18 protein-coding genes and 3 pseudogenes are annotated in these 22,011 nt (G+C 34.3%); 9 read left to right on the top strand and 12 right to left on the bottom strand.

Annotated features, from left to right (window positions below):
* Positions 1 to 138: 138 nt before the first annotated feature.
* From GHI45_RS07600 to GHI45_RS07590, 3 genes are read right to left on the bottom strand one after another with little or no spacing between them, the layout of a single operon-like run.
* Positions 139 to 1,041, bottom strand: coding sequence for a hypothetical protein (locus GHI45_RS07600; protein WP_147780587.1), 903 nt, complete (start codon positions 1,039 to 1,041; stop codon positions 139 to 141).
* 11 nt (positions 1,042 to 1,052) lie between these two features.
* Positions 1,053 to 1,313: a hypothetical protein gene (locus GHI45_RS07595; RefSeq protein WP_147780588.1), complete on the bottom strand. Its 261-nt coding sequence runs from the start codon at positions 1,311 to 1,313 to the stop codon at positions 1,053 to 1,055.
* A 37-nt stretch (positions 1,314 to 1,350) separates the two neighbouring features.
* Complete coding sequence (locus GHI45_RS07590) at positions 1,351 to 1,620, bottom strand: hypothetical protein (protein WP_147780589.1); 270 nt, start codon at positions 1,618 to 1,620, stop codon at positions 1,351 to 1,353.
* A gap of 527 nt (positions 1,621 to 2,147) precedes the next feature.
* Here GHI45_RS07590 and GHI45_RS07585 point away from each other — a divergent pair.
* The 6 genes and pseudogenes from GHI45_RS07585 to GHI45_RS07560 all read left to right on the top strand — a co-directional run bounded on the left by GHI45_RS07585 (position 2,148) and on the right by GHI45_RS07560 (position 7,350).
* Positions 2,148 to 2,867, top strand: coding sequence for an XRE family transcriptional regulator (locus tag GHI45_RS07585; RefSeq protein WP_147780590.1), 720 nt, complete (start codon positions 2,148 to 2,150; stop codon positions 2,865 to 2,867).
* A 286-nt stretch (positions 2,868 to 3,153) separates the two neighbouring features.
* The gene (locus tag GHI45_RS07580) at positions 3,154 to 4,461 is read left to right on the top strand and encodes a RepB family plasmid replication initiator protein (protein WP_147780591.1); all 1,308 of its coding nucleotides are present in this window, start codon (positions 3,154 to 3,156) and stop codon (positions 4,459 to 4,461) included.
* Positions 4,462 to 4,608: 147 nt separating this feature from the next.
* The gene (locus GHI45_RS07575; protein ID WP_147780600.1) at positions 4,609 to 5,409 is read left to right on the top strand and encodes a ParA family protein; all 801 of its coding nucleotides are present in this window, start codon (positions 4,609 to 4,611) and stop codon (positions 5,407 to 5,409) included.
* 109 nt (positions 5,410 to 5,518) lie between these two features.
* The gene (locus GHI45_RS07570; RefSeq protein WP_147780592.1) at positions 5,519 to 5,758 is read left to right on the top strand and encodes a hypothetical protein; all 240 of its coding nucleotides are present in this window, start codon (positions 5,519 to 5,521) and stop codon (positions 5,756 to 5,758) included.
* Positions 5,759 to 5,809: 51 nt separating this feature from the next.
* A pseudogene (locus GHI45_RS07565) lies at positions 5,810 to 6,595 on the top strand (DNA polymerase); the annotation flags it as partial.
* A 74-nt stretch (positions 6,596 to 6,669) separates the two neighbouring features.
* The gene (locus tag GHI45_RS07560) at positions 6,670 to 7,350 is read left to right on the top strand and encodes an IS6 family transposase (protein WP_147780594.1); all 681 of its coding nucleotides are present in this window, start codon (positions 6,670 to 6,672) and stop codon (positions 7,348 to 7,350) included.
* A gap of 33 nt (positions 7,351 to 7,383) precedes the next feature.
* Here the strand turns inward: GHI45_RS07560 and GHI45_RS07555 are convergent.
* The 6 genes and pseudogenes from GHI45_RS07555 to GHI45_RS07530 all read right to left on the bottom strand — a co-directional run.
* Positions 7,384 to 8,310, bottom strand: a pseudogene (locus tag GHI45_RS07555) (HAD-IC family P-type ATPase); the annotation flags it as partial.
* Positions 8,311 to 8,785: 475 nt separating this feature from the next.
* Positions 8,786 to 9,376, bottom strand: a complete 591-nt coding sequence (locus GHI45_RS07550) for a site-specific integrase (RefSeq protein WP_147780595.1) — start codon at positions 9,374 to 9,376, stop codon at positions 8,786 to 8,788.
* Between the two features lie 5 nt (positions 9,377 to 9,381).
* Positions 9,382 to 10,215 (bottom strand): GIY-YIG nuclease family protein, encoded by an 834-nt coding sequence (locus GHI45_RS07545; RefSeq protein WP_147806229.1) that lies wholly within the window; start codon positions 10,213 to 10,215, stop codon positions 9,382 to 9,384.
* 122 nt (positions 10,216 to 10,337) lie between these two features.
* Complete coding sequence (locus tag GHI45_RS07540) at positions 10,338 to 11,522, bottom strand: restriction endonuclease subunit S (protein WP_147780596.1); 1,185 nt, start codon at positions 11,520 to 11,522, stop codon at positions 10,338 to 10,340.
* Positions 11,519 to 13,066 carry a type I restriction-modification system subunit M gene (locus GHI45_RS07535; protein WP_147780597.1) on the bottom strand — a complete coding sequence of 516 codons (1,548 nt, stop codon included), beginning with the start codon at positions 13,064 to 13,066 and terminating at the stop codon, positions 11,519 to 11,521. The genes GHI45_RS07540 and GHI45_RS07535 overlap by 4 nt, the downstream gene beginning before the upstream one ends.
* Positions 13,067 to 13,105: 39 nt before the next feature.
* Positions 13,106 to 16,093, bottom strand: coding sequence for a type I restriction endonuclease subunit R (locus GHI45_RS07530; RefSeq protein WP_147780598.1), 2,988 nt, complete (start codon positions 16,091 to 16,093; stop codon positions 13,106 to 13,108).
* Between the two features lie 233 nt (positions 16,094 to 16,326).
* Here GHI45_RS07530 and GHI45_RS07525 point away from each other — a divergent pair.
* Positions 16,327 to 17,438 (top strand): IS3 family transposase gene (locus GHI45_RS07525; RefSeq protein WP_153497422.1). Its coding sequence is split into 2 segments (ribosomal slippage): positions 16,327 to 16,543 and positions 16,543 to 17,438, totalling 1,113 coding nucleotides; the frame shifts between segments, so codons are not numbered across the junction.
* Between the two features lie 32 nt (positions 17,439 to 17,470).
* Here the strand turns inward: GHI45_RS07525 and GHI45_RS07520 are convergent.
* Together GHI45_RS07520 and GHI45_RS07515 are read right to left on the bottom strand one after the other, a co-directional pair.
* A complete protein-coding gene (locus tag GHI45_RS07520) occupies positions 17,471 to 18,394 on the bottom strand; it encodes a glycosyltransferase family 2 protein (protein ID WP_147780906.1) in 924 nt (307 codons plus the stop codon).
* A gap of 223 nt (positions 18,395 to 18,617) precedes the next feature.
* Positions 18,618 to 18,728 (bottom strand): annotated as a pseudogene (locus GHI45_RS07515) (IS6 family transposase); the annotation flags it as partial.
* 732 nt (positions 18,729 to 19,460) lie between these two features.
* Here GHI45_RS07515 and GHI45_RS07510 point away from each other — a divergent pair.
* A complete protein-coding gene (locus GHI45_RS07510) occupies positions 19,461 to 20,015 on the top strand; it encodes a hypothetical protein (RefSeq protein ID WP_147780907.1) in 555 nt (184 codons plus the stop codon).
* Between the two features lie 95 nt (positions 20,016 to 20,110).
* Here GHI45_RS07510 and GHI45_RS07505 read toward each other — a convergent pair whose 3' ends face one another.
* On the bottom strand, positions 20,111 to 20,713 hold the full coding sequence (locus tag GHI45_RS07505; protein ID WP_147780908.1) for a DUF536 domain-containing protein: 603 nt from the start codon (positions 20,711 to 20,713) through the stop codon (positions 20,111 to 20,113).
* Positions 20,714 to 21,065: 352 nt separating this feature from the next.
* Here GHI45_RS07505 and GHI45_RS07500 point away from each other — a divergent pair.
* A partial coding sequence (locus GHI45_RS07500) for a RepB family plasmid replication initiator protein (protein ID WP_147780909.1) occupies positions 21,066 to 22,011 on the top strand: 946 nt, incomplete at its 3' end.

The following is a 22,011-nucleotide window of genomic DNA, read 5'->3' as shown; positions in this document are numbered from 1 at the left end:
TCTCCTTTGAATAAGAAAAACTGCCTTTTCAAAAAAGGCAGTTGTTTAATCGGACATAGTTTTATGTCGTTTCGGACAATTATTTGTAAGAGAAAAAGCAATCTCAATAAAGAAATTGCTTTTTAATTTTATTAGATTTTATTTCCACCAACTTGGAGCTTCTGTTTGGTTACCAGCTTGAGTTTCAGCCTGTGTTAATTTATCAGAAGCTTCTTTAGAATTTCCGTAAGCACCACTGTAGGTTGTGCTACCTGAACTTGATGAACTTCCTGCGTTTGAAGTAGAACCGCTTTGGCTAGCTCCTGACTTCGCATAGTTGCCTGAGTTTGAATAGCCACTTGAGTTTGAACCATTGGCATTCGTCCAACCACCGCTTGAGCTATTACTAGAATTTGAATTAGAACCACTTGCTTGTTTTGCACTTGCTTTGGCTTGTTCGCTTGCTTTAGCCTGTGCTTGTTCAGCTTGTGCTTTCGCACTTGCGGTAGCAACTGCTTTAGCGTTGTCCGCTTGTTTAGTGCTTTCTGTAACCTTGTTTTGAAGTGCTGTCAAGGTTGCTTTATCACTTGCATTAGTCAATTTGTTCAATGCTTGTTGGGCGGTTGCTTTTTTCGTGTCGTTCATGGCATCCGCTTGATAATCTGCGACTGCCTTTTTGGCTTGATTGATAAGGTCTAAACGACTTTGAACTGCTTTAAGGGAAGTGGTGGTTTGTTTGACGATCGTTTCGTTCTTAACATTTTTCATTGCCGTTTGAACAGCTTTAATGTTGTCTGCATTAGGTTCTTTCACTGCCTTAGCAAGAGCTTCGCTTAATACGATTTCTGCACTAGCTTCTTTTTCTTTTTCAACTTTCAAAGCTTTTGCTTTGGCATCTGCGACCTTTTTGTCATGTGCTTTTTGAGTTGCGACTTCTTGGGCTTGTGCCGCATTGTTATTGTGAACCGCAAGTGCTGTTCCACCACCGCCTAAAACAAGGACAGACAGAACGACTACACCAGTGATTTTTTGTTTTTTATTCCAATCTTTAATCTTTTTCATGCTTTTTCTCCTTATGCACCAACTTCTTCAATGCTTATGGTACTGACCTGACTTCCGTCAATGGTTGCCTTGTTTCGGTCATCCCAAATGGAAATGACCTCTTGAAAATATTTTGCTTGGTTAATTTGTTCCAGTGTTTCTTTTGCTTGTGCTTCGTCCTTAAATTTTAAAAGGATGTATTCAGGATTATTGTGAAACAAGATGGTGAGATTGAACATCATTTCTGTTTTCATTACCGACACTAGATGTGGGATAATTTTTTCTTTTTCCATAGTCTCTCCTTTCAAAATGAATATTATTTTTCTATCTCTAGTGTAACACCTTTGTGTCTTTATTACAATCAGATGTTTTATGTATTTGTTGCCTTTGTTTACTTGAGTCACGGTGATATTCACCTAGCGGATCTCTTAACATGATTTGTTTGTCGTTGAGTTGTTCAAATTCGTTTTTTAATTCTTCTAGTCCGTGCGAAGCTTGACCTGCAAGGAAATAGGATACTTGTATGATTTCTCTTTTATGCGCCTTTACAATAACAATCGCCCCTTTCTGTATTAAAAAAAGCGTCTCCGCTTTAGTCAATAAAACTACCTATAGACGAAGGGTGTGTTCCCTTCCAGTACATTCCCTAAGGTGTCTAAGGGATGCCTGCCTGACCTTTATCTAGATGAAAAGAGTGTCATCGTCCTGTCTCATTCACAACAGCCAAGCGTGGGTTCATGGGCGCGCTCTTTGGTGGGGTTGTTGAACCTTCTTCGGGATTTTGAGGGGCTTCCTTTTCAACTGGCTATTCATACCAGGGATGCTAGAAGATTGTCAGAACCTTTTGTAGTAAGGTTAGACCTTTTGTTATTGTAATGACATCTGAATCACAAGTGAATGGTTTGAGATTTTTGTCGCAAAATGTTACAATAACAGTATTCTACGTTGTTATGCAACATTTTGAAAGATGCCCTTGGTAAGCTTTCAGAGATGAGGGACTTCCGTTTTTTTGACTTTCTAGTCAAAAACTAGAAGCCCTCTTTTTTTGTTGGGAATACTTTAATGTTCCCTGTGAATATATAATACTACTTTAAGTTGTGTATGTCAATACTTTTTAAGGATAAAAAATGAAGTTTTCTAATAGATTAAAAAAATTAAGAAAAGAGCTAGATTTATCTCAAACGGAACTAGCAAATAAAATTGGTGTTTCATATCAAGCTATTCAAAAATACGAATTGGAAAAAGGGAAGCCTAGAGCCAAGAACATCGAAGCACTAGCTAATTTTTTCAATGTTTCAATAAGCTATTTATTAGGGGAGTCAAATTTAAGACAAGGCGATAAAATAACTCAAATTATGGAAGAACTGAGTATACCTCGCCAAGAAAAAACAATAAATTTTGCTGAAAACCAATTAAATGAGCAAACAGAAGAAAATAAAATCATTCAGTTTAATGCTTCACTTTGTCCATACCGTGTAATCGAGCAAGCTCTATCCGCAGGCACTGGTTTTGGGTATACAGATGATGTTAGTTACAGTACAGTCTATTGGCATGAAGAATTAAAGTATGATTTAGCCACTTGGATCAATGGTAATTCAATGGAACCAGATTTTCATAATGGCGAAGTTGTGTTAATTAAAAAACAAGACCAAGCAGATTATGAAGGACAGGTCTGTGCAGTAGATTGGGATGGCAATTCCTATATCAAAAAAGTCTATATGGAAGAGGAAGGCTTAGTCCTTCGTTCCATCAATCCTATTTACGATGATAAATTTGCAAGTTGGGATGAGCAACCAAGAATTATTGGTATTGTGACAGCTCATTTTAAGCCTGAAAGAAAAAAATAAAAAAGAAGGGGACAAAAGTCCCCTTTTATATTTTATACTATATATTTTGTCTTTTGTTCTTTTGGGCGAAAAAAAAGTCAGTGTTTGCAAGGCTTAACACGATAACATACCTTAAAAAAACTGGGCATATACCTTAAAAAAACTGGGCATATACCTTAAAAAAACTGGGCATATACCTTAATTTATTTTGACTTTTAAGGTGTATTGGATTATAATAAAAGCATAGGAATTTCCTACAAAAGATTGTTCCTATGCTTTCCCACAATACCCACAAAGGAGTACCTATATGCCTATTATAACAAAAAAAGAACGGATTAGCCATATGACTGAACTTAAAGATCGTAAAGTCGTCCAACATAATGACTTAATCACTAGTGTGGCGAAAATGGATAAAACGCCACTTAAAATATTTGAGTTGGCTGTCTCATGTATTGATACAGAAAATCCACCAAAGGATAACATCATTTATTTATCTAAATCAGAACTTTATTCCTTTTTTGAAGCATCTGATAAAGATAAAGGAACACGTTTTAAAAATGTAATGAAAACGATGGTGAAAGAATCAGTTTTTCAAACTAAAGTCGATGATAAAGAAGTGGTATTTGCACCAATATCTTATGTTGAATGGAAAGACCGAAATGATGAAGTTGGAATTGAATTTAGCAAACGTATAATGCCATATATTATTGAGTTAAAAAGAAACTTTACGCAATATGCCATTATTGATATTATGAATCTTGAAAGTAAGTATAGTATTATTCTCTATAAGTGGTTTTCTATGAATTTTAACCAATTTGAAAAATATGAATTAAAGGGAAATCGCACTCAAAAACAGCTAAAAGAATATCAAAATCCAAAGATTTCAATTAGAGAATTAAGGGCATTGACAGATACTTTAAAAGAATATCCAAGATTTGATAATTTTGAAAGCTATATAATAAAAAATAGTTTAAAAGACATTGAAAAAAACACTCATTTTATTGTTTACTATGACAAAATAAAAAAAGGACGTTCAATTACAGATATTCAATTTCATATTGAAAAGAAAGCTCACTGGAAAGATGAAGAATACAAACGGAATGATGAAGTTGCTCAATTATCTGTAGAAAATAAAGAAAGGACACGTTTAGAATATTACGCTTTAGGTATGTCTAGTCCCTATACAGAACAACTTATCACAGACAACTTAATCACTGCTCTTGATACAATCAATCAAGAAACGATTATAGGACTTTCTAAGCACGTTTACCCTCTTTATGATGAATTAGTCAAGGAAAACGGAAAAGTGGCTCTGAGGGAACATTTAGGCTATGTCAGCGACAATATGGTCGATTATACTGCAAGCAAAAAGAATATTGTTAAGTATTTACAGATTTCAGCACAACAATATCTTGATAATGGAGTGGGTACAATCGTTTCAGAAAATAAACAACAGCGAGCGGAAGAAAAGAAAGCCACAAGACGAAAACCAGTTAAAGAAGTTCCTGAATGGTCAAACGCAAAATATGTTGAAAGCACTTCGGATGAAGAACAAGCAAGGTTTGCTGAATGGCAAAAAAATATGAAACAATCAAGAAAAGATACTAATTATTAGTATCTTTTTAGGTAATCATACATACAATAAAAAAGTATAAGTATATTTAACAAATATATTTATACTTTTACTTGACACTCAATATTTATAATGATACAATATACGTATACATAATAAATATAATTTCATCGTAAAGGAGATAAAATGATGAATATAACAACATTTTCAGCGATTAAAGGTGGAGTTGGAAAAACAACTTTAGCCTATAATTATGGAGAATATTTGGCGAGTAAAGGCAAAAAAGTATTGTTTTTTGATTTTGACCATCAGTGTAATTTATCTCAAATATATAATATTTATGATAATGAGGATTCTGTTGGAAATATTTTTATAGGAAAAGGAAAAGTGATTCCAAGAGTTATAACTGACAATATAAGTATTATTGCAGGAGACACTCGATTAGATACTATTGAAAAAGATATCGAGAACAAAACAAATAAGAATATGTTATTCTATCTTTGGCTTTCTGATAATTATGAAAGATTAGAACTAGAAACATATGACCATCTTATAATAGATACACATCCAGATTTTTCGACAGCAACAAAAAATGCACTCATAGTTAGTAACTCAATTATTAGTCCTATTACTCCTAGTGAACATGGCTTTAATGCGAAATTTAATTTAGAGGCACGCATAGAAGAACTAAAAAGTGAAGCGATTGATTATGCGACAAGAAAATCGTATTTTACAGCGAAATTATTTTATGTAGCTAATATGGTAAAACATAATACGAAATCTTCTCATGAGTTGTTAAATGCGTTAGAAAATGATAATTCAGTAATTGGAGTAATTCCTGAAAAGGAACTTTTTAATAGAAGTACACTTGATAGGCTTTCCATTTCTGCATTACAAAATGATAAAAATGTATTCAACAAGCAAAAGCAATTCTTTGAAAGTATCGATATAACATTTTCTGAAATAACAAACAGAATAACTAATGTTTAATAAAAAAATAAATATATGTATGAATATTAAATATATGTCATATTTATAATGGTAAGTATAACATATGTTGAACATATATAAGTAGACTCGTAAGTATAGGAGAATTAAAATGGCATTTGAACCTAATAACACAAAAATAACAAATTCGATAAAAAATCAGAATCAGATAACAAAAGACAAAACAGAAGAACTAGACATCCCAAGTTTCGTAGATGATGTAGAGAAAACAAAAAATTATACTTTTAGTTTGCAGCCATCTGTAAGGAAAAAATTGAATTTAATCGCAAAAGAACAAGGATATCCATCAGCTTCGAGATTTTTCAATGATTTAATTAAAAATATGAAATAAAAAAGTCTAGAAATAGACTTTTTTTTTGAAAAAATAAAGTATAATTGTTCTATGATAAAACAAGGCTATTTTGATTATGAAAAAGAACCGAGAAGGGCAATTCTTTTTGAAGATGTGAAGTCAAATTATGCTTCAATTGAATGTGTTCAACGAGGCTTGCCACCTCTTACAACCTCGTTGTGTGTGATGAGCAGGGCTGACAATTCCTACGGTCTAACATTAGCTTCAAGTCCAAAGTTCAAAGAAGTTTTTGGCAAATCAAACGTGAGTCGTGCCAGGGATTTCCCTTTCCATCTAGAAAGTAGAAAATTTAACTATTCCGCATGGTATAAGACACATACAGACATTTATGGACAAAGAACAGAGCCGACAGTAGAATACGTTGCATTTACCGAGTCATGGGCTAAACGAACCTATATTGTCCCACCACAAATGGCATTATATATCGAATACAATATCAAGATGAACCGTATTTTGCAGAATTATACTTCGATAGAAGAAATACATTCTTACTCGATTGATGAGTCCTTTCTTGATGTTACGGAATCCTTAGATCTTTTCTTTCCTGATGTTAAGAATAGATATGAACAGATTGACCTAATAGCTCAGAAACTCCAAAGAGAAGTCTATGAAACACTAGGATTGTATGTTACCGTTGGTATGGGAGACAATCCATTACTTGCAAAGCTTGCAATGGATAATTACGCAAAACACACTTCTAATATGAGGGCATTAATTCATTATGAAGATGTTCCTGAAAAAGTCTGGACACTTCCAAAAATGACTGATTTTTGGGGCATTGGTAAAGGACTTGAAAAACGGTTCAACAGACTAGGTGGTTCTGTTGCAAAGTTTTTCTTTAAGTCTATTTTAGTGTAAAATGAAGAAAAAAGATAGTGAGGTTAGGGAATATGAACCATTTTAAAGGCAAGCAATTTCAAAAAGACGTAATTATTGTTGCAGTAGGTTACTATCTCCGTTATAATTTGAGCTATCGTGACGTTCAAGAAATTCTTTATGAACGAGGAATACAGGTGAGTCACACTACTATTTATCGTTGGGTGCAGGAATACAGTAAAGTTCTCTACCACCTTTGGAAAAAGAAAAATAGACAATCCTTCTCTTCCTGGAAAATGGACGCAACCTATATCAAAATTAAAGGGAAGTGGCATTATCTCTACCGAGCAATTGATGCGGATGGCTTAACTTTAGATATTTGGTTGCGAAAGAAAAGAGATACTCAAGCAGCCTATGCTTTTTTAAAGCGACTTCATAAACAATTTGGTCAACCGAGAGTTGTTGTGACCGATAAAGCACCTTCTATAGCTTCTGCGTTTAGAAAATTACAGAAAAATGGTTTATATACTAAGACCGAGCATCGAACGGTTAAGTATCTTAACAATTTAATTGAACAAGATCACCGCTCAATTAAACGTCGCAATAAATTTTATCGAAGTCTACGCACTGCCTCAACTACGATCAATGGTATGGAGACAATTCGAGGAATATACAAAAAGAACCGAAGAAATGGAACGCTCTTCGGCTTTTCGGTGTCTACTGAAATCAAGGTATTAATGGGAATACCAGCCTAAGATATTTGGAGTTCAGAGAGGGCGCGTTTGATTTTCAAACTTCGCAACAGAACCCATAACATCACCTCCCTTAATAAGGACACCTCTTTTTGCACCATTACCGATTCCTGCAACATTTGAAACAGGCGCACCAATCACGAGGGCACCAGGACAACCGAGTACGAGAATCGTGATGGCTAGCTCTAGATTATGACTAAAAACCCAAGCAATAGCTGCAATAACAAGTACCGCTGGCGTGTAATACTTAGCAAAGCGGTCGATGAATTTCTCAGCAGGAGATTTGGTATCTTGGGCTTCTTCAACCAGTTCAATGATTTTACCAAAAGTTGTATCTTCACCAACTTTTTCTGCTTCTACGTAAATTGTACCATTTTCTAAGATAGAACCTGCAAAAACCTTAGCACCAGTTTCCTTTCTGATTTCACGTGATTCACCTGTGATGCTGGCTTCGTTGACATAGCCAGACCCTTGGTAAATATGACCATCAACAGGAACTTGACGTCCTGTTTTTACTAAAAGTTTATCACCAATTTCAACTTCATCAATATCTATTTCTTCGCCATCAGCAGATAGGGCTGTGCTGGGTGCCATATTCGTGAGTTCTTTGATACTTGATCGCGTTTTTTCAAGCGTTTTTTTCTCCAAAAATCCACCGAAAGCGAAGAGAAAAGTGACAATTGCTGATTCTTCATATTCACCGATGAACAAAGCACCGATAACTGCAATAGAAACTAGCAGGTCAATCGAAATTTGTTTCACTTTGATTGCTTGATAGGCATGAATTGCAACAGGTATAAAACCGATAATACTTGCAATAATCATTGTCGAATTCCAAATCCATATTTGATTTACACCATATTTACCAAGGTATCCGAGTACAATGAGAATGGCTGAGAGGATAACCAAGTGATTACTGTGTTGTTGAAGTCGTTTTTGAAAGTTCAGTGTTATTTTTGCCATATTTTCTACTTCCTTTAATCTTCTTTATGATACTAGTATAGCGCTACCCTTACAGATAAAAATTGATAACTATCAAGAAAATAAAACGATTGAAAAAAGTCATATAATAAGGGAAAATGACTTGCTGCAAACAAGTCCAATATAGCCGAGTAAAAGTCGGTGGTCGTATTTAGTTCGAGAACCGTTAACTAGACAAAGTTGAGACGGTTCTTATTTTTGGTGATTTTTTAATCAACAAGATGACAAACGTAAGCAAGCTGATTAGGAAACTACAAATTGCAGTCACTAACATACCTTTATTTCTGTAGATACCGAGAAGCCGAAGAGTGTTCCCTCCCTTTCAGTGTGGTTGAAGAAGTCCGGAGGATTCGATAAATGGATCGTGTAATTGCTAAAAATTGTATGTCAGAAGTTATATTTGGCAACAACAAAAAAAGTAGTCGTTTTTGGACGACTACTAAGTTCTAAACATTCATTACCCAAAATCAATTTGGTCTAATATGTTCTCTCGACTTGCTTGGTCCAATCCAAGATATGCTAAAGTCATGGCTTCGCTTGAATGGTTTAATAAATGCATGACTAAACCAATATTATAATTCGACTGCGTATAAACACGATAAGCGCCTGTTTTACGCATGGTATGCGTCCCTAGATAGTTGATTCCTAAAAGATCACCAACACGTGCCATGACCTTATAAAATTGCTTTTCGGTGATGTGACGGTCTGGGTGAGTCGTTGAGGGAAACAACCACTCAGAATTAAGATTTTGTTGGACCAGCCAATCATGATAAATTAATAAATCTTGTTGTACTGGTTTCAAATATAACGTATTCGCTTTTCCTGTTTTTTGATCATGAATAAAAGCGGTTTGTTTAACCGTTCCATCAGGATTAAAGACATCTGATTTTTTAAGTTTCATGACATCACTTACCCTTAAGAGAGTGGCTTTCCCCACTTGAAAGATGGTGTAATTGCGACGCCCTGCACGAAAACTATCAAGCAAGGTATCTTGAACCATTTTTAAAATGTTTGAATCTTTGATGGGGAGGACGATTTGTTGAACCATATGAATTACCACCTTTCAAATATAACTTTTTTTCCAGTCAGTTCAGCTAATTTTTTGATTTGATTGTATAAGCCTATTTTTGAAAAATTAACATACATATGGTATTTAGTTAGTTCTATTGGTTTAGTCAACTTCGTCCCTTTAGCTGATATATGTTCTCTATTGCCAAGTATTTGTACTGTATTGGGTTCATTAGGACTCATTAAAGGAATCAATTTATCCGACTCTGCGGATAATACTAAATTAGAAACTAATTGCGTAAATATATCTCTATATGATTTCCCAGTATATAATGATTCTCCAAATATGATTGATATATGACTATTTAGAGTTGAGTTGTCACTATTATCTTCAGTTTGAATGTGTTCTGAATCAAATAAATCGATATTGGCAACATCATTCAATAGTTTCTCAACCTTATTCCATAATGACAGAGCTGAAAATTTGCTTAATTTATCAATATAGCTTTTATTTCCTTGAGTGCTATTATCTAAATCAATATTAGCAGTATTCATTTTTTCAATGATTAAACGTTCTAAAAGATCTAGTTGTGCTTTAGATAGATGCCCATCTTCACGTCCAAAAAATATTAATTTGTTCCACCATGGTTTATTTGTATTGTGTTGTTGTAACCTAGAAAAAATAGAATTAGAGGCTTGACCTACATAACGTTTATTATCTCCTAGTAATATATATATACCTGGTTTTTGAGATTCCTCAATTAATTGAATTGCTGGTAAATCGTCTTTATTGGCAATAACTACAAAAGTAGGTTCATCATAAAAAATAGAAATATTATCATTTCCAGATTCTCGATTAATAAATATATGGTATGGCATAACGTCCTCCTTTTGGGGTTATTATAACATTAAAATAAATAAACAGCCCCTATAATCTAGAATTTGGATTATAGGGGCTGTTTTTATTTGATTTCTTAGGGGTTATTATCTAATTATAGACCCTAAACAAACATCTTTTGTAAAAAGCCTTTTTTCTGTTCTTTAAGCAAATCTAATTTACGCTGATGAAGAGTGATAGTGTTGTCTAATTGTTGGAAGAATGAGCCGATTTTTTGTTGTTCTTCATAACTAGGATAATCTATAAAAAATTCTTTCATTTCGGAAGACAAAATATGTTTAATTGTATTACCTGTCGTTATCTTGTCTAATTTTATTTTAGATTTGTAAGTTTGGAATTGATAATTCAAGAAAAATGAATCAGTTTTTTCTTTGTAATCTGTAAACATAATGAGAGCATGAGCTGCCGTCCCATCCAGTTCTTGTGGGATTACTGCTGTGTGTCCAACATGCCCAGATTGAACCATTACTATGTCACCTGTATGAAGCAATTTGTCAGTTTGCTTATTATAAAATTCATCATTGATAAACACTTCAGTATCTCTATTAATTTGACCGTTTTTAATATTATTTGATTCTAAATAGAAATGGCCAGCATCAACATAGTAAGGGGTAGCAGTTCCAACAAATGCATTTCTTATTTTATTAAATATAGTATCCAACTTACGCTGTTCCCAATCGTCAGCAACCCCCGCAAATCGCAATTCAGGAACTTTTTCCCCATTTTTAGGGAACATTTTTTGTAAGTACCCTTTTTTCTGTTCTTTGAGCAAATCTAACTTATGTTGATGAAGAGCGATAGTGTCATCTAATTGTTTGAAGAATGAACCAATTTTAGCTTGCTCATCGCTCCTTGGTACACTAATCGTAAATACATCTAGAAAGTCTTTTTGGACGTGTGGTATATTAGGCGTCCTATAATTGTTATAGATATTATCTTGGTAACGTTTCAAATATTGGTAAACAAATTTTGAGTCAGCGGAAGTCCTGTAAGCCTTTAGTGTAGAGCCTAAGGACCCTTCAAATCCATGATAAACAGTTCCTGCTTTTGATCCATCCCAGAGAATTAAAACATCATCTAACATTACATCTTTAAGACCGTTAGTTAATATTGCTTGGCCACCATTCAACCTTGATGTATCAAGATATTCAACATCTCCAGGTGCTAATTTTTCAAATTGAGCCTTACCTTTTATCTGCTTTTCAACGACATCTTTTAACTTACGCTCTTCCCAATCATCCGTAAATCCTGGAAACCTTAATTCTGGAGCCTTTACTTTTTCTTTCATTTCAACACTCCCAGTTCCTTAAAGTAGTTTGCTAAGGTTTGGTTAGCTTTCGCAATCTCTGCGTCTACTTCATCTATTTGACCTTGAATCGCCCCTAAATCAATCGATTCTTCCTCTTCAAAGGTATCCACATAACGCGGAATATTTAAGTTGTAATCATTCTCAATGACTTCCTCAAGCGTTGCTAAGTGGCTATATTTATCAACCGCCTTGCGATGAATGACTGTTTCAGTGATCTTGTCAATATCTTCTGGACGCAATTGCTTTTGATTCTTCATCTTTTCAAAGCCTTGACTGGCATCCACAAAAAGAATATCCGAATTTGCTCGATTCTTTTTAAGAATTAAGACACAAACAGGAATGCCTGTGTTCAAAAAAAGTTTATCTGGAAAACCAATCACCGCTTCAATTTGATGTTTATCAATCAAAGCTTTTCGAATCCGTCCTTCCGCAGCGCCTCTAAACAAGACTCCGTGTGGGAGGATAATGGCCACGCGGCCACTCTCTTTGGTATGGTACAAACAATGCAACAAGAAAGAATAGTCCGCTTTGGTTTTTGGCGCAATGCCATATTCACGAAAACGTGGGTCATCTTCTCGATCCTTATTATTCCAATGGGCAGAATAAGGTGGATTAGCCATCACTGCGTCAAACATTCGAGGCGTATCTTTCCCCTCAATGACTCCATCGGGCCAATCGCTCTCCAATGTGTCCGCATGATGGATTTGAATATCATTGTATTCAATATTATGCATCATTAAATTCATTCGAGCCAATCGGTAAGGGGTGGCATCTTTTTCTTGACCAAAGTATTTAATCGCTCCCCTTTGATTCGAATGTTTCATATGACTGGCGGTAGTAATTAAGAGAGAAGCTGAACCGACCGCTGGATCATAAATAGAGAAATTGTCTTCGTCGGCCTTACCAAAAGTCAAAATACGAGCCATGACCTCTGAAATTTCTTTGGGAGTATAGTATTGTCCCATGTCTGAGGCCAATACGGTCGCAAACTTTTCTAACAAGTATTCATAGATATCTGAAACCGTGTCCCCTCCTGTAGAGAGATCAAACTCGGGGGCAGAGAGTAACTCAATCATCGAGATCATCACACTTGCTCGAGCTTGCGCATTACTTCCTAAATCAGAACTATCAAAACGCATCCCATCAAAGATACCTTCAAAATCATCTTTCGCTTCAAAAGCAATTTGCTGATTAAAATGGCCAAATGTATCTGAAATCATTGGAATGTTAAATCGTTCTTCATGAATGGCAGCTTCCCAATCTTTAAAAAATTCCTTAGGCTGGATGGCATAACCAAGCTTTTGTTTCATATAATCTAAGGCTCTTACAGGATCTTGACCATAAACATTTTCCCAAGTGTCGCCTCGTAAAACTTCTCCCAGCCATTGTGTGGCCTTTTCTGATAAATATTTATAAAATAGTAAGCCAAAAATGTAGTCTTTATAGGCGGTTAAACCAATCTGTCCTCGGGTTTGATTTAAGAGGGCCCACATTTTATTTTTTTGTTCATTTGATAATGCCATTTTATTCGCTCCTTATTTCTTGCGAGTATTTTTAATTTTTTATAGTGAATTGAAGAAGCTCATTAAGGCAGTCTCAAATTCTGAGGCTCCAAAAAAGCTTAAGTTTTCCTCTGCTTCAATTTCTGAAACAAGCGCTGATAATTGAGAATTGTCTACTAGGCTGTGACCTGGTAAGAAAAGATCAAAGGCTTGGACAATACGATTGCCATTGACTTTTTGATTGGCCGCCCATCGACGGATTTTTAACTCTTGTCGATCCGAGCGTTTGTGCTTTCTTTGATCTTCCAAGGTTGCTTTCGTAAAGTGTTCCTTAATTTCCCCAGATTCTATATCTACGATAATATCCTTGATCTCTTGTTGGCTCATTTCATCCAATGGGAGAATATGTTTTTCAATTGAAGCTTTGTTTTCAGGAGTTTTCTGATCCATGAAGAGGTTTAAGAGATCAACCAGCCAATCGTAGTCAATAATCTCATGGTCATATAAAGATAAGCCCACTCTAATTTCTGTGAGGTCTGGACGCTCCTCTTCGGGCAATTTTTCTCTAGCATCATTAAGCCTTGCTTGCAAAGCCCCAAACTCCTCAAAATTAGAAATATCAAGTCGAACTTTTTCACCAGTAGCTTCTCCTTGAGCATCTAATAGGTCAATTTCGCTCCCTAATTCATAGCCTTGTTGAACCAATTGTTGAATCTTATTTTGTGTTTCTAGCCCTAGCCTTACAAATTGTTTTAAATCTTTCTCACCACGAGGAATTTGACTAAAATCTTCTCCCGCAAACGCTTTTAGTTCTTGAACAGCGGTTGTTAATTTTTGGATTTGATGACTTTGGGGTTCTGCCAGGATATGCTCGTATTCTAAGGATTGGATATCTTCATTTTTTGAGTCTTCATCTGCTTCCTGAAGCGTATCATTCCCCCCTCGTGTATAAATCCGAAGAGCATTTTCTACAAAAGACTTCATTTGTTCGCCTTGACGATAGAACCGAACTTTTCCGTGAGGTTTACTGTTCAAGTGAAACGTTCGATTGGTCCGGGACATCGCTTGGATTAACATCCCTTCTCTCAGCTGTTTATCCATATAAATCGTATTAATATATTTTGAGTCAAATCCTGTCAGAAGTTGGTCCGAGACAATCACTAGATCTAATCGGTCCTCATCTTTTCCTTGGTTATATGGTTTTTTACGAGCGAGCCGTTTAGTGATATCAATCATGTAGGCCCGTGCCGGATCTTGAGCATTTAAAAGACTAGGGACATTGAAGCAACTACTGTATTCTTTGATCGCTTTTTTTAAGGCTTCATTCTGTTCTTTTGTTCCAGGTTGATTAGATTCATCTCGAGAAAAAGTCATTGCTACCCTCAAATGAGGGGCTTTTTCTTTAAAAAGATTGTAGTAATGAACCACGGCTTGCTTTCCTGAAACAGCTAACATCGCCTGAAAAACATTCTTTTCTCGTTTGCCAGCGTTCAAAGCCCCACTTGACGTTTTGTCCCAGTGGTTTAAGATGTCTTGGACCACTTGTTCTCGATAAACATGACTTTGATAAACTTCTTTTTCATAATCTTTTTCGGAATATTTTTCGTCAAGTGCTTCAATTTCAATCGTGGGATTAAAGTAGGTGATATCAAACCCTAACACGTTTCCGTCTCCAATCGCATCCTTGATGGTATAAGTATGGAGTCTCTTCCCAAAAATATCATGGGTTGAAATGTCTCGAGTGGTTTGAACATCATTAATCTCATCACTATAAAAATTAGGGGTTCCAGTAAACCCAAACCATGTCGTTTTTTGAAAGGCACCTTTAATAAGCTGAACCGATTCTCCATTGGCACTTCGATGTGCTTCATCCATAATAATAACGTTTCGATCGGTATTTTTTAGCCCATTTTTAACGGCTTTTGTTAAACCTTGGACAGAAATTAATAAAATCTGTGAAGCGCCTTTATGGCTCAACTCTCGTTTTAACTCCCTACCATTTACTTTTTTAATTCTATTTTTAAATTGAATGTAAGCAAAGTCTTTAAAGTTTTCTAGCGTTTGATCCACTAAGTCCACACGATCAACAATAAATAAAACATTTTTTACTTTAGGGGCAGCCGCTAGTAGCTGGGCTACTTTAAAAGAGGTCACCGTTTTACCCGATCCAGTGGTATGCCAGATATAGCCCCCTTCCTTTTGAATGTAGTCGTTATGTTCCATTTCTTTCATACGCTGTAAAATCGCTCTTGTGGCTTGAATTTGATAACTTCTCATCACCATCAAATTACTATTGGAAGCATCTGGAATCATGTTCACGGTCACTAGTCGATGAAGTGCAGGGATTCCTAACACTTGATGGGCAAAGACAAACGCATCAGTGATATCTTTCTGTTGCTCATCTCGCCAACCAAAGACAAAAGTTTTGTTATAATTTTCAAGACGATTAGGACGGGCAAAATAGTTGGCAGAGTGTTGACTCAAGATAAATTGAACTTGAACAAAAGCAAATAAGCCCTCATATATCCCTTCTGCGTGATACCCTTTTAATTGCTCAAAAGCGCCCCATTGGTTTTGTAAGTGTTCATCTTTTTCTTCAATATGCGCTACTGGGATTCCGTTGATAAGCAAGGCTAAATCAATAATTCTTTTGCTCGCTAGTCCATGAGGAAGCTCATCAAAAATCACTTGGCTGACGACTTCATAGCGTGACCGACCACCAGCTACATCATCTTCATAAAAAATCTCTACTTCTAAGTTGGAGCCGTCATCTCGTGTTATAGGAATAGAGCCGACCCCCCCTGCCCCTACCAATAAAAGTTGAGCATCATAAGGCGTTTTAATCCTTTGAACTTCTTGCATCACTAAGCCAAATTCAACATCAGACAAAGGTTTGCCATTTAATTTATAAGCATTAATTTCATTAAGAACCTCACGCCAGTGCGCTTCTAAGACCTTAAGGGGGACATAAGATAAATCTTTACGATAGGTCCATCCTTCTGCTTCTAGTTTTTTGATTAAAGCAGCTTCAAATTTTGCTTCTGCCATTCCTTTTTCTCCCTCTCAATAATGCATGATTTTTGTTATATTTATTTTACCAGTTTATATGAGTTTTAGGTGAAATTTTATTAGATGATATTTATATCATATTTCAAAATTGATAATATATAAGATAAATAATATTAAATCAGTTTTTTATGCTATTTGTCTTTTACATATAATCTGATGTTATCCTTAAATCTTAGAGTCATTATTGTATAATTTACACAAAGGAAAAAAACATGCAAAAACGATACTCAAAAGAATTTAAAGAAACCCTTATTGACTTCTACCGTTCTGGGCAATCCGTTACACAGCTTTCTAAAGAATACAGCGTGTCTCCTGCAACAATTTATAAATGGATCGACCTCTACTCTAAGTCTAATGAAAGCTCAGTTTCTAAAGCTGATTTTCTAGAATTAAAAAGACAACTAGCAAAAGTTAAGGAAGAACGAGACATCTTAAAAAAAGTATTGACCATATTCGCCGAGAAAAAGAAGTGAGTGCTGCGGATATGACTCAAACCATTAAAACTTTAGCACTCAATGTCAGGCTCAGCTGTCAACTTCTTGGTGTCCCTGAATCAAGTTATTATGAACGGATCAATCGACGTCCTTCCAAAACTCAATTACGGAGGCAACACTTGGCAATTAAGATTGTCCAACTTTTCAAGGCGAATCGGGGAATCTATGGGGCACCTAAGATTCAGCACCTCTTACTAAATCAAGGGGAAAAAGTAGGGTTAAACCTCGTACAAAAAATAATGAAACAACTTCAGATCAAGTCAGTCGTCGTTAAAAAATTTAAACCAGGACACTCCGTTAGGGATGGCATTAAAAGAAAGAACCTCATACAAAATGAGCCTACAAAGAAAAATAAGGTTTGGTCAACCGATATTACTTATATCCCGACTCAACAAGGCTGGGCTTATCTCTCAACCATTATGGATCGTTACACTAAAAAAGTCATTGCTTGGGATTTAGACAAGCGAATGACTGTAGAATTAGTACAAAGGACTTTGATTAAGGCATTGGAATCACAAAACTATCCAGAAGCTGTTATTCTTCATTCTGACCAAGGAAGTCAGTATACAAGTCATGAGTATGAAGAGACAATAAAAAATTCTGGACTCACCCACTCCTTCAGTCGTAAGGGGTATCCTTATCATAATGCCAGTCTTGAATCTTGGCATGGACATTTAAAAAGAGAGTGGGTGTATCAATTTAAATATAAGAACTTTGAAGAAGCCTATCAGAGTATTTTCTGGTACATTGAAGCCTTTTATAATTCAAAACGAATCCATCAAAGTTTAGGCTATCTTACACCTAATCAATTTGAAAAAGGAATTGCTTAAAATAAATACATTAAAATTCTACGTTTGTGACTCTAAAAACTTGACTTAACGTCAGAGGGTCTTTTTTTTGTTTCTAAAAAAATTTTTGAAATATATTTACCTAAAATTCCGATACAAAATAGTTGGATGGCACCAATAAATAATATGATAATCACCATACTTGTCCATCCATCAACTTGATCACCAAATATAATTTTTCGAATAAAAACAAATATCATCCCAACAAAAGAAATAAGAAATGCAAGCATTCCACTATATGTCGCTATATTCAGTAATGCTTCTGAAAAATTTATAAATCCCTCGATAGAATATTTAAATAGACTCCAAAAATTCCAGGATGTTTTTCCGGCCACACGCTCTTCGTTTTCAAAATCAATGTAGTAGGTATCGTATCCTACCCATGAAAAAATACCTTTAGAAAATCGATTTACTTCCTGAACATTTAGAACACTGTCAACGACTTGTCTAGTCATCATCCTATAATCTCTTGCACCATTAACAATCGGTGTTTCTGATATGTGACTCATAATTTTATAAAAAAGGTTAGCACAAAAAGAGCGAAAGCGTGGTTCACCTTCTCGGTTAATCCGTCTCGTGCCAACAACATCGTAACCCTCTTTAATTTTTTCATACATGTTACCAAGGATTTTTGGTGGATCTTGGAGATCTACATCCATTACAACTATGAAATCCCCACTTGAAAATCTTAATCCTGCTAATAATGCGCTCTCTTTTCCAAAATTTCTTGAAAATGAGATATAATGTATGTTTTTAACAACGCTAATTTTTTTTAGAACTTTCAACGTATTATCTTTAGAACCGTCGTTGACAAAAATATATTCAAAGTCAAGTTGTTCAGATAGCTGCCACTCATATTTTTGTGTTTCTTTTATAAATAATTTGATTGTTTCTTCCTCATTGTAGCATGGAATAACAAGCGATAATATTTTTTTCATATCTTCAGGATCTCCATAAGTAAAAATAACAAAAAGAGAAGCGTTAGTCAACAGTTAACTTATAGATAACTTAAATTGATACTTACTTTGTTGTTAGATTTGAAGTTAAGATAGATACGTCATTAATCACCAATAATCACTCTTTAACGGTTAAAAAATGATATAAAGGAAAAAAGGTTCTGTTGCAAAGTTGTATAAAAACAAAATTTCTTATCTATTTGTTTTATGCATAAGCAGATATACCCATTAACACCTTAATTTCAGTAGATACCGAAAATATGAAGAGCATTCCATTTCTTCGGTTCTTTTTGTATATTCCTCGGATTGCCTCCAATCGTGATTTATTGTTCTTATAAAAAAGTTTTTCTTAAGTCTCATTTTGTGAAATAAGTGGGAAATGTAGACTATCAAAAAACTGGCATTTTGAAGGCTAATAAGCTTAACAATTTTTTGATTATTCGAAAACTAAAAATCATAAAACAATAAGTGATAAAAATCGAAAAAAGATGCAAAATAAGCTCTAATCGTTGTCATTCAATTTAATATTTTTCACATTTAAAGACTAAAAAAAAAACTAAAATATGTTTAAACATTAAATTGTTCTCATTTTACAAAACTAAAAGAATACTAAAAGGGTCCGGCGTTAAAGCATTTTAAAACTAAAATAACACTAAAATATGAGAAAAATCTGTTATCACTCTAAAACGAGTCGCACTGCGGCTTTACCCCTATTGTGGGTACAGTTTTCCTTATGCTCTTACATAAAAAAGAGGCTCAAAAAATAAGAATGAGAAGAAAATAAGAAAACAAGTGCTTTTTTCAAACAAATAAAAAAGAGAACTCCTTTTTATGATAAGCTGATATAGAAGCATAAGACAAAAAAAGGAGGCCTTTTTATTTTATGATGTGCTCAAAAAAAATTATTTTATAGGGATTTGGGGATTGCCCCAAATCATGATAAGAAAGTGAATTTACCAGGTAACGAGAGTTTCCTAGTAAAAGATACTTTTACCCGTAAGTGACCAGTCACTTGCTATGCTCGCCTGAGAAAGAGAGGGAGAAAAAAATGGAAAATAAAACCTATAGCTTATCCGAACTTGCTAGGGAATTTAAAAGCTCAGAAGACCTGATAAATGTTCACATCAAATCCTTGCCTGCTCAGGAATTTTCTAAAGATGAGCAAGGAAGAATTGTCATTTCTGAAGTTGGAAAGAACATTATCAAAGACAAACTGATTAAGTCAGACGACACCTCTGCTTTTCAAAAACAAGTCCTGCAGAAATTAACAAGAATTCAGGAGCAATTAGAACAACTGACATCAAGTAACAAGCAAAACAAGCCGGTTTCATTTGGTGATGACCTTTCTGGCCTCTCAGAAGCCATTGGAGACATTCCAGAGGCATTACGGTGGAAAACTGCATACGAAGACTTAGAACGGCTCACAAGGGCAACAGAGGCGAACTATGATGTTCTAAACAATAAACTGATGGCACTGGCCCAAACTGTGACACCTTTACCCAATGGTCACATCAAACTTGATCTTTTTCTTTTAGAATCGCTGCTTTCTGAGGTGAAACACAACCATACTTCAGAAAATGAATCAGACAATCCTCTCCTTTAGGAGAATCATTGAACTATTTATGTTTTATTACAAAGTTCTTCTATTAGTTTTTTATCATGTAACATCAAAATATAAATGACCATAAAAAATCTTTTTTATTTAAACCATTTGGAAAAAAAACCTTGTTTTTTTGTTTGTTCTTGTTGAAAAGTTTCTGTTGAGAGTGGATCTTCTTCTTCTGTTTTAGACTCTTCAAGTAGTTTAATTTTTTCTTGAGCTTGAAGAGTTAAAATTTGTTGGTTTTCAAGCAACTTTTGAATTTGAGCTATTTGCTTATCTTTTTCTTTGATTTGATTATTCTTTTCACCGATTTCTTTTTTTAAAAAATCAAAAACAATGTCAAACTCTGAATTTAACTCACTTTCTTTATCCTCTTTCGTTGTTTTTTGTTCTTTATTGTCGATATTTGTCGATATTTGCTGTTCCGCTTGGCTTTTATTGTCGATATTTTCCGGTATTTGTTGATCCAAAATATTTTTTATTGTCGATATTTGTCGATATTTGTCGATATTTGTCGCTGTTGGATCTAACAAGCCCATCTCTATTTTTATATTTATTATATCTATTTCACTTAATACATATCTATTGCCTCTTTTTGTGGGCTTTTGATTATCTGGTAATTTGTCTATTATCTGTTGGATTCTTTGTTTCGAAACTCCAATCTCATCCGCTAATATTCTAACAGTTTTCTCAATCATATTTTTTCCTTTTTTTTCATTTTATCATTTTTATTAAAAATAAAAAATAATGCGAAGCATTTTTATTTATATTATATATTTTATCTTTTATTCTTTTAAGAAGAATAAAAGGTAGTGTTTTCAAGTATTAGGACGATAATACCGATAGGAAAAACAATGTATACCGATAGGAAAAACAATGTATACCGATAGGAAAAACAATGTATAAAGATAGATTTTTTTTTATTAACTATCGCTATTGTGATATAATAAAGTATTAGGAAATTCAAATTAAAAAATATTCCTGTGTCAGTTAAACAATAATCAATTGATCGTTGTTACTTTAATTAAATCAACAAAGAGAGATTAAATAATGGAAGATTTAAAAAGCAGAAAAATAGTCGAGCACAATGATTTAATTACATCTATTGCTAAAATGGATAAAACACCTATGAAAATATTTGAATTAGCAGTTTCTTGTATCAATACAGAAAACCCACCGAAAGATAATATTGTGTATGTATCAAAGATGGAACTTTTTTCTTTTTTTGATGTGAGCGATGAAGGAAAACATTCAAGATTCAAAAAATCTGTCGAAAAAATGCAAAAACAAGCCTTTTTTCAAATTAAAATTGAAAAAAATAAAGGTTATGAATTTGAAAGTATTGTTCCAATTCCCTACGTAAAATGGAATGACTATAATGATGAAGTAACAATAAGATTTGATTCAGCTATCATGCCATATTTAATTGATTTAAAAAGTAACTTCACTCAATATGCCTTGACAGATATAATGGAATTAAATTCAAAATACAGCATTATCCTTTACAGATGGCTTTCTATGAATTATAATCAATACGAAAATTATAAATATAAAAACATTAGAACACAGAAGCAGTTAAATGAATTCAAAAATCCCAAAATTCAGGTAACAGACTTAAGAACAATGACTGATACGATTGACGAATATAAAGCTATGAATAACTTTACTAAAGAGGTTATAAAAAAGGGAATTGATGAGATTACTAGCAAAACTCATTTTGATGTTACCTACGAAAAGATTAAAAAAGGCCGTTCAGTGTCAGAAATCCAGTTTCATATTGAAAAGAAAGTGAACTGGAAAGATGAAGAGTATAAGAGAAATGATACGAAAGCTCAATTGTCAATTGAAATCAAAGAAAAAGAACAGAATGACTTGCTTGCTAAAGCTATCTCAAATCCTTATACCATGCAGCTAATTACTGCAGGATTACTCTTTGCTACTGACATGGCTAAACAGAAAACGCTTATTGGCCTCTCTGAGCACGTTTATCCTCTTT

The sequence above is a fragment of the Lactococcus sp. dk101 genome, from assembly GCF_009601055.1.
Classification (GTDB): domain Bacteria; phylum Bacillota; class Bacilli; order Lactobacillales; family Streptococcaceae; genus Lactococcus.
Note: the sequence above shows the minus strand (reverse complement) of the source record. Positions and strands in the feature narration are given on the sequence as shown.

Bases quoted from the DNA above. Each gene is read 5' to 3' on its own strand.
- GHI45_RS07600 (WP_147780587.1), bottom strand. From the start codon at position 1,041: ATGAAAAAGATTAAAGATTGGAATAAAAAACAAAAAATCACTGGTGTA.
- GHI45_RS07595 (WP_147780588.1), bottom strand. From the start codon at position 1,313: ATGGAAAAAGAAAAAATTATCCCACATCTAGTGTCGGTAATGAAAACA.
- GHI45_RS07585 (WP_147780590.1), top strand. From the start codon at position 2,148: ATGAAGTTTTCTAATAGATTAAAAAAATTAAGAAAAGAGCTAGATTTA.
- GHI45_RS07580 (WP_147780591.1), top strand. From the start codon at position 3,154: ATGCCTATTATAACAAAAAAAGAACGGATTAGCCATATGACTGAACTT.
- GHI45_RS07575 (WP_147780600.1), top strand. From the start codon at position 4,609: ATGAATATAACAACATTTTCAGCGATTAAAGGTGGAGTTGGAAAAACA.
- GHI45_RS07570 (WP_147780592.1), top strand. From the start codon at position 5,519: ATGGCATTTGAACCTAATAACACAAAAATAACAAATTCGATAAAAAAT.
- GHI45_RS07560 (WP_147780594.1), top strand. From the start codon at position 6,670: ATGAACCATTTTAAAGGCAAGCAATTTCAAAAAGACGTAATTATTGTT.
- GHI45_RS07550 (WP_147780595.1), bottom strand. From the start codon at position 9,376: ATGGTTCAACAAATCGTCCTCCCCATCAAAGATTCAAACATTTTAAAA.
- GHI45_RS07545 (WP_147806229.1), bottom strand. From the start codon at position 10,215: ATGCCATACCATATATTTATTAATCGAGAATCTGGAAATGATAATATT.
- GHI45_RS07540 (WP_147780596.1), bottom strand. From the start codon at position 11,522: ATGAAAGAAAAAGTAAAGGCTCCAGAATTAAGGTTTCCAGGATTTACG.
- GHI45_RS07535 (WP_147780597.1), bottom strand. From the start codon at position 13,066: ATGGCATTATCAAATGAACAAAAAAATAAAATGTGGGCCCTCTTAAAT.
- GHI45_RS07530 (WP_147780598.1), bottom strand. From the start codon at position 16,093: ATGGCAGAAGCAAAATTTGAAGCTGCTTTAATCAAAAAACTAGAAGCA.
- GHI45_RS07520 (WP_147780906.1), bottom strand. From the start codon at position 18,394: ATGAAAAAAATATTATCGCTTGTTATTCCATGCTACAATGAGGAAGAA.
- GHI45_RS07510 (WP_147780907.1), top strand. From the start codon at position 19,461: ATGGAAAATAAAACCTATAGCTTATCCGAACTTGCTAGGGAATTTAAA.
- GHI45_RS07505 (WP_147780908.1), bottom strand. From the start codon at position 20,713: ATGATTGAGAAAACTGTTAGAATATTAGCGGATGAGATTGGAGTTTCG.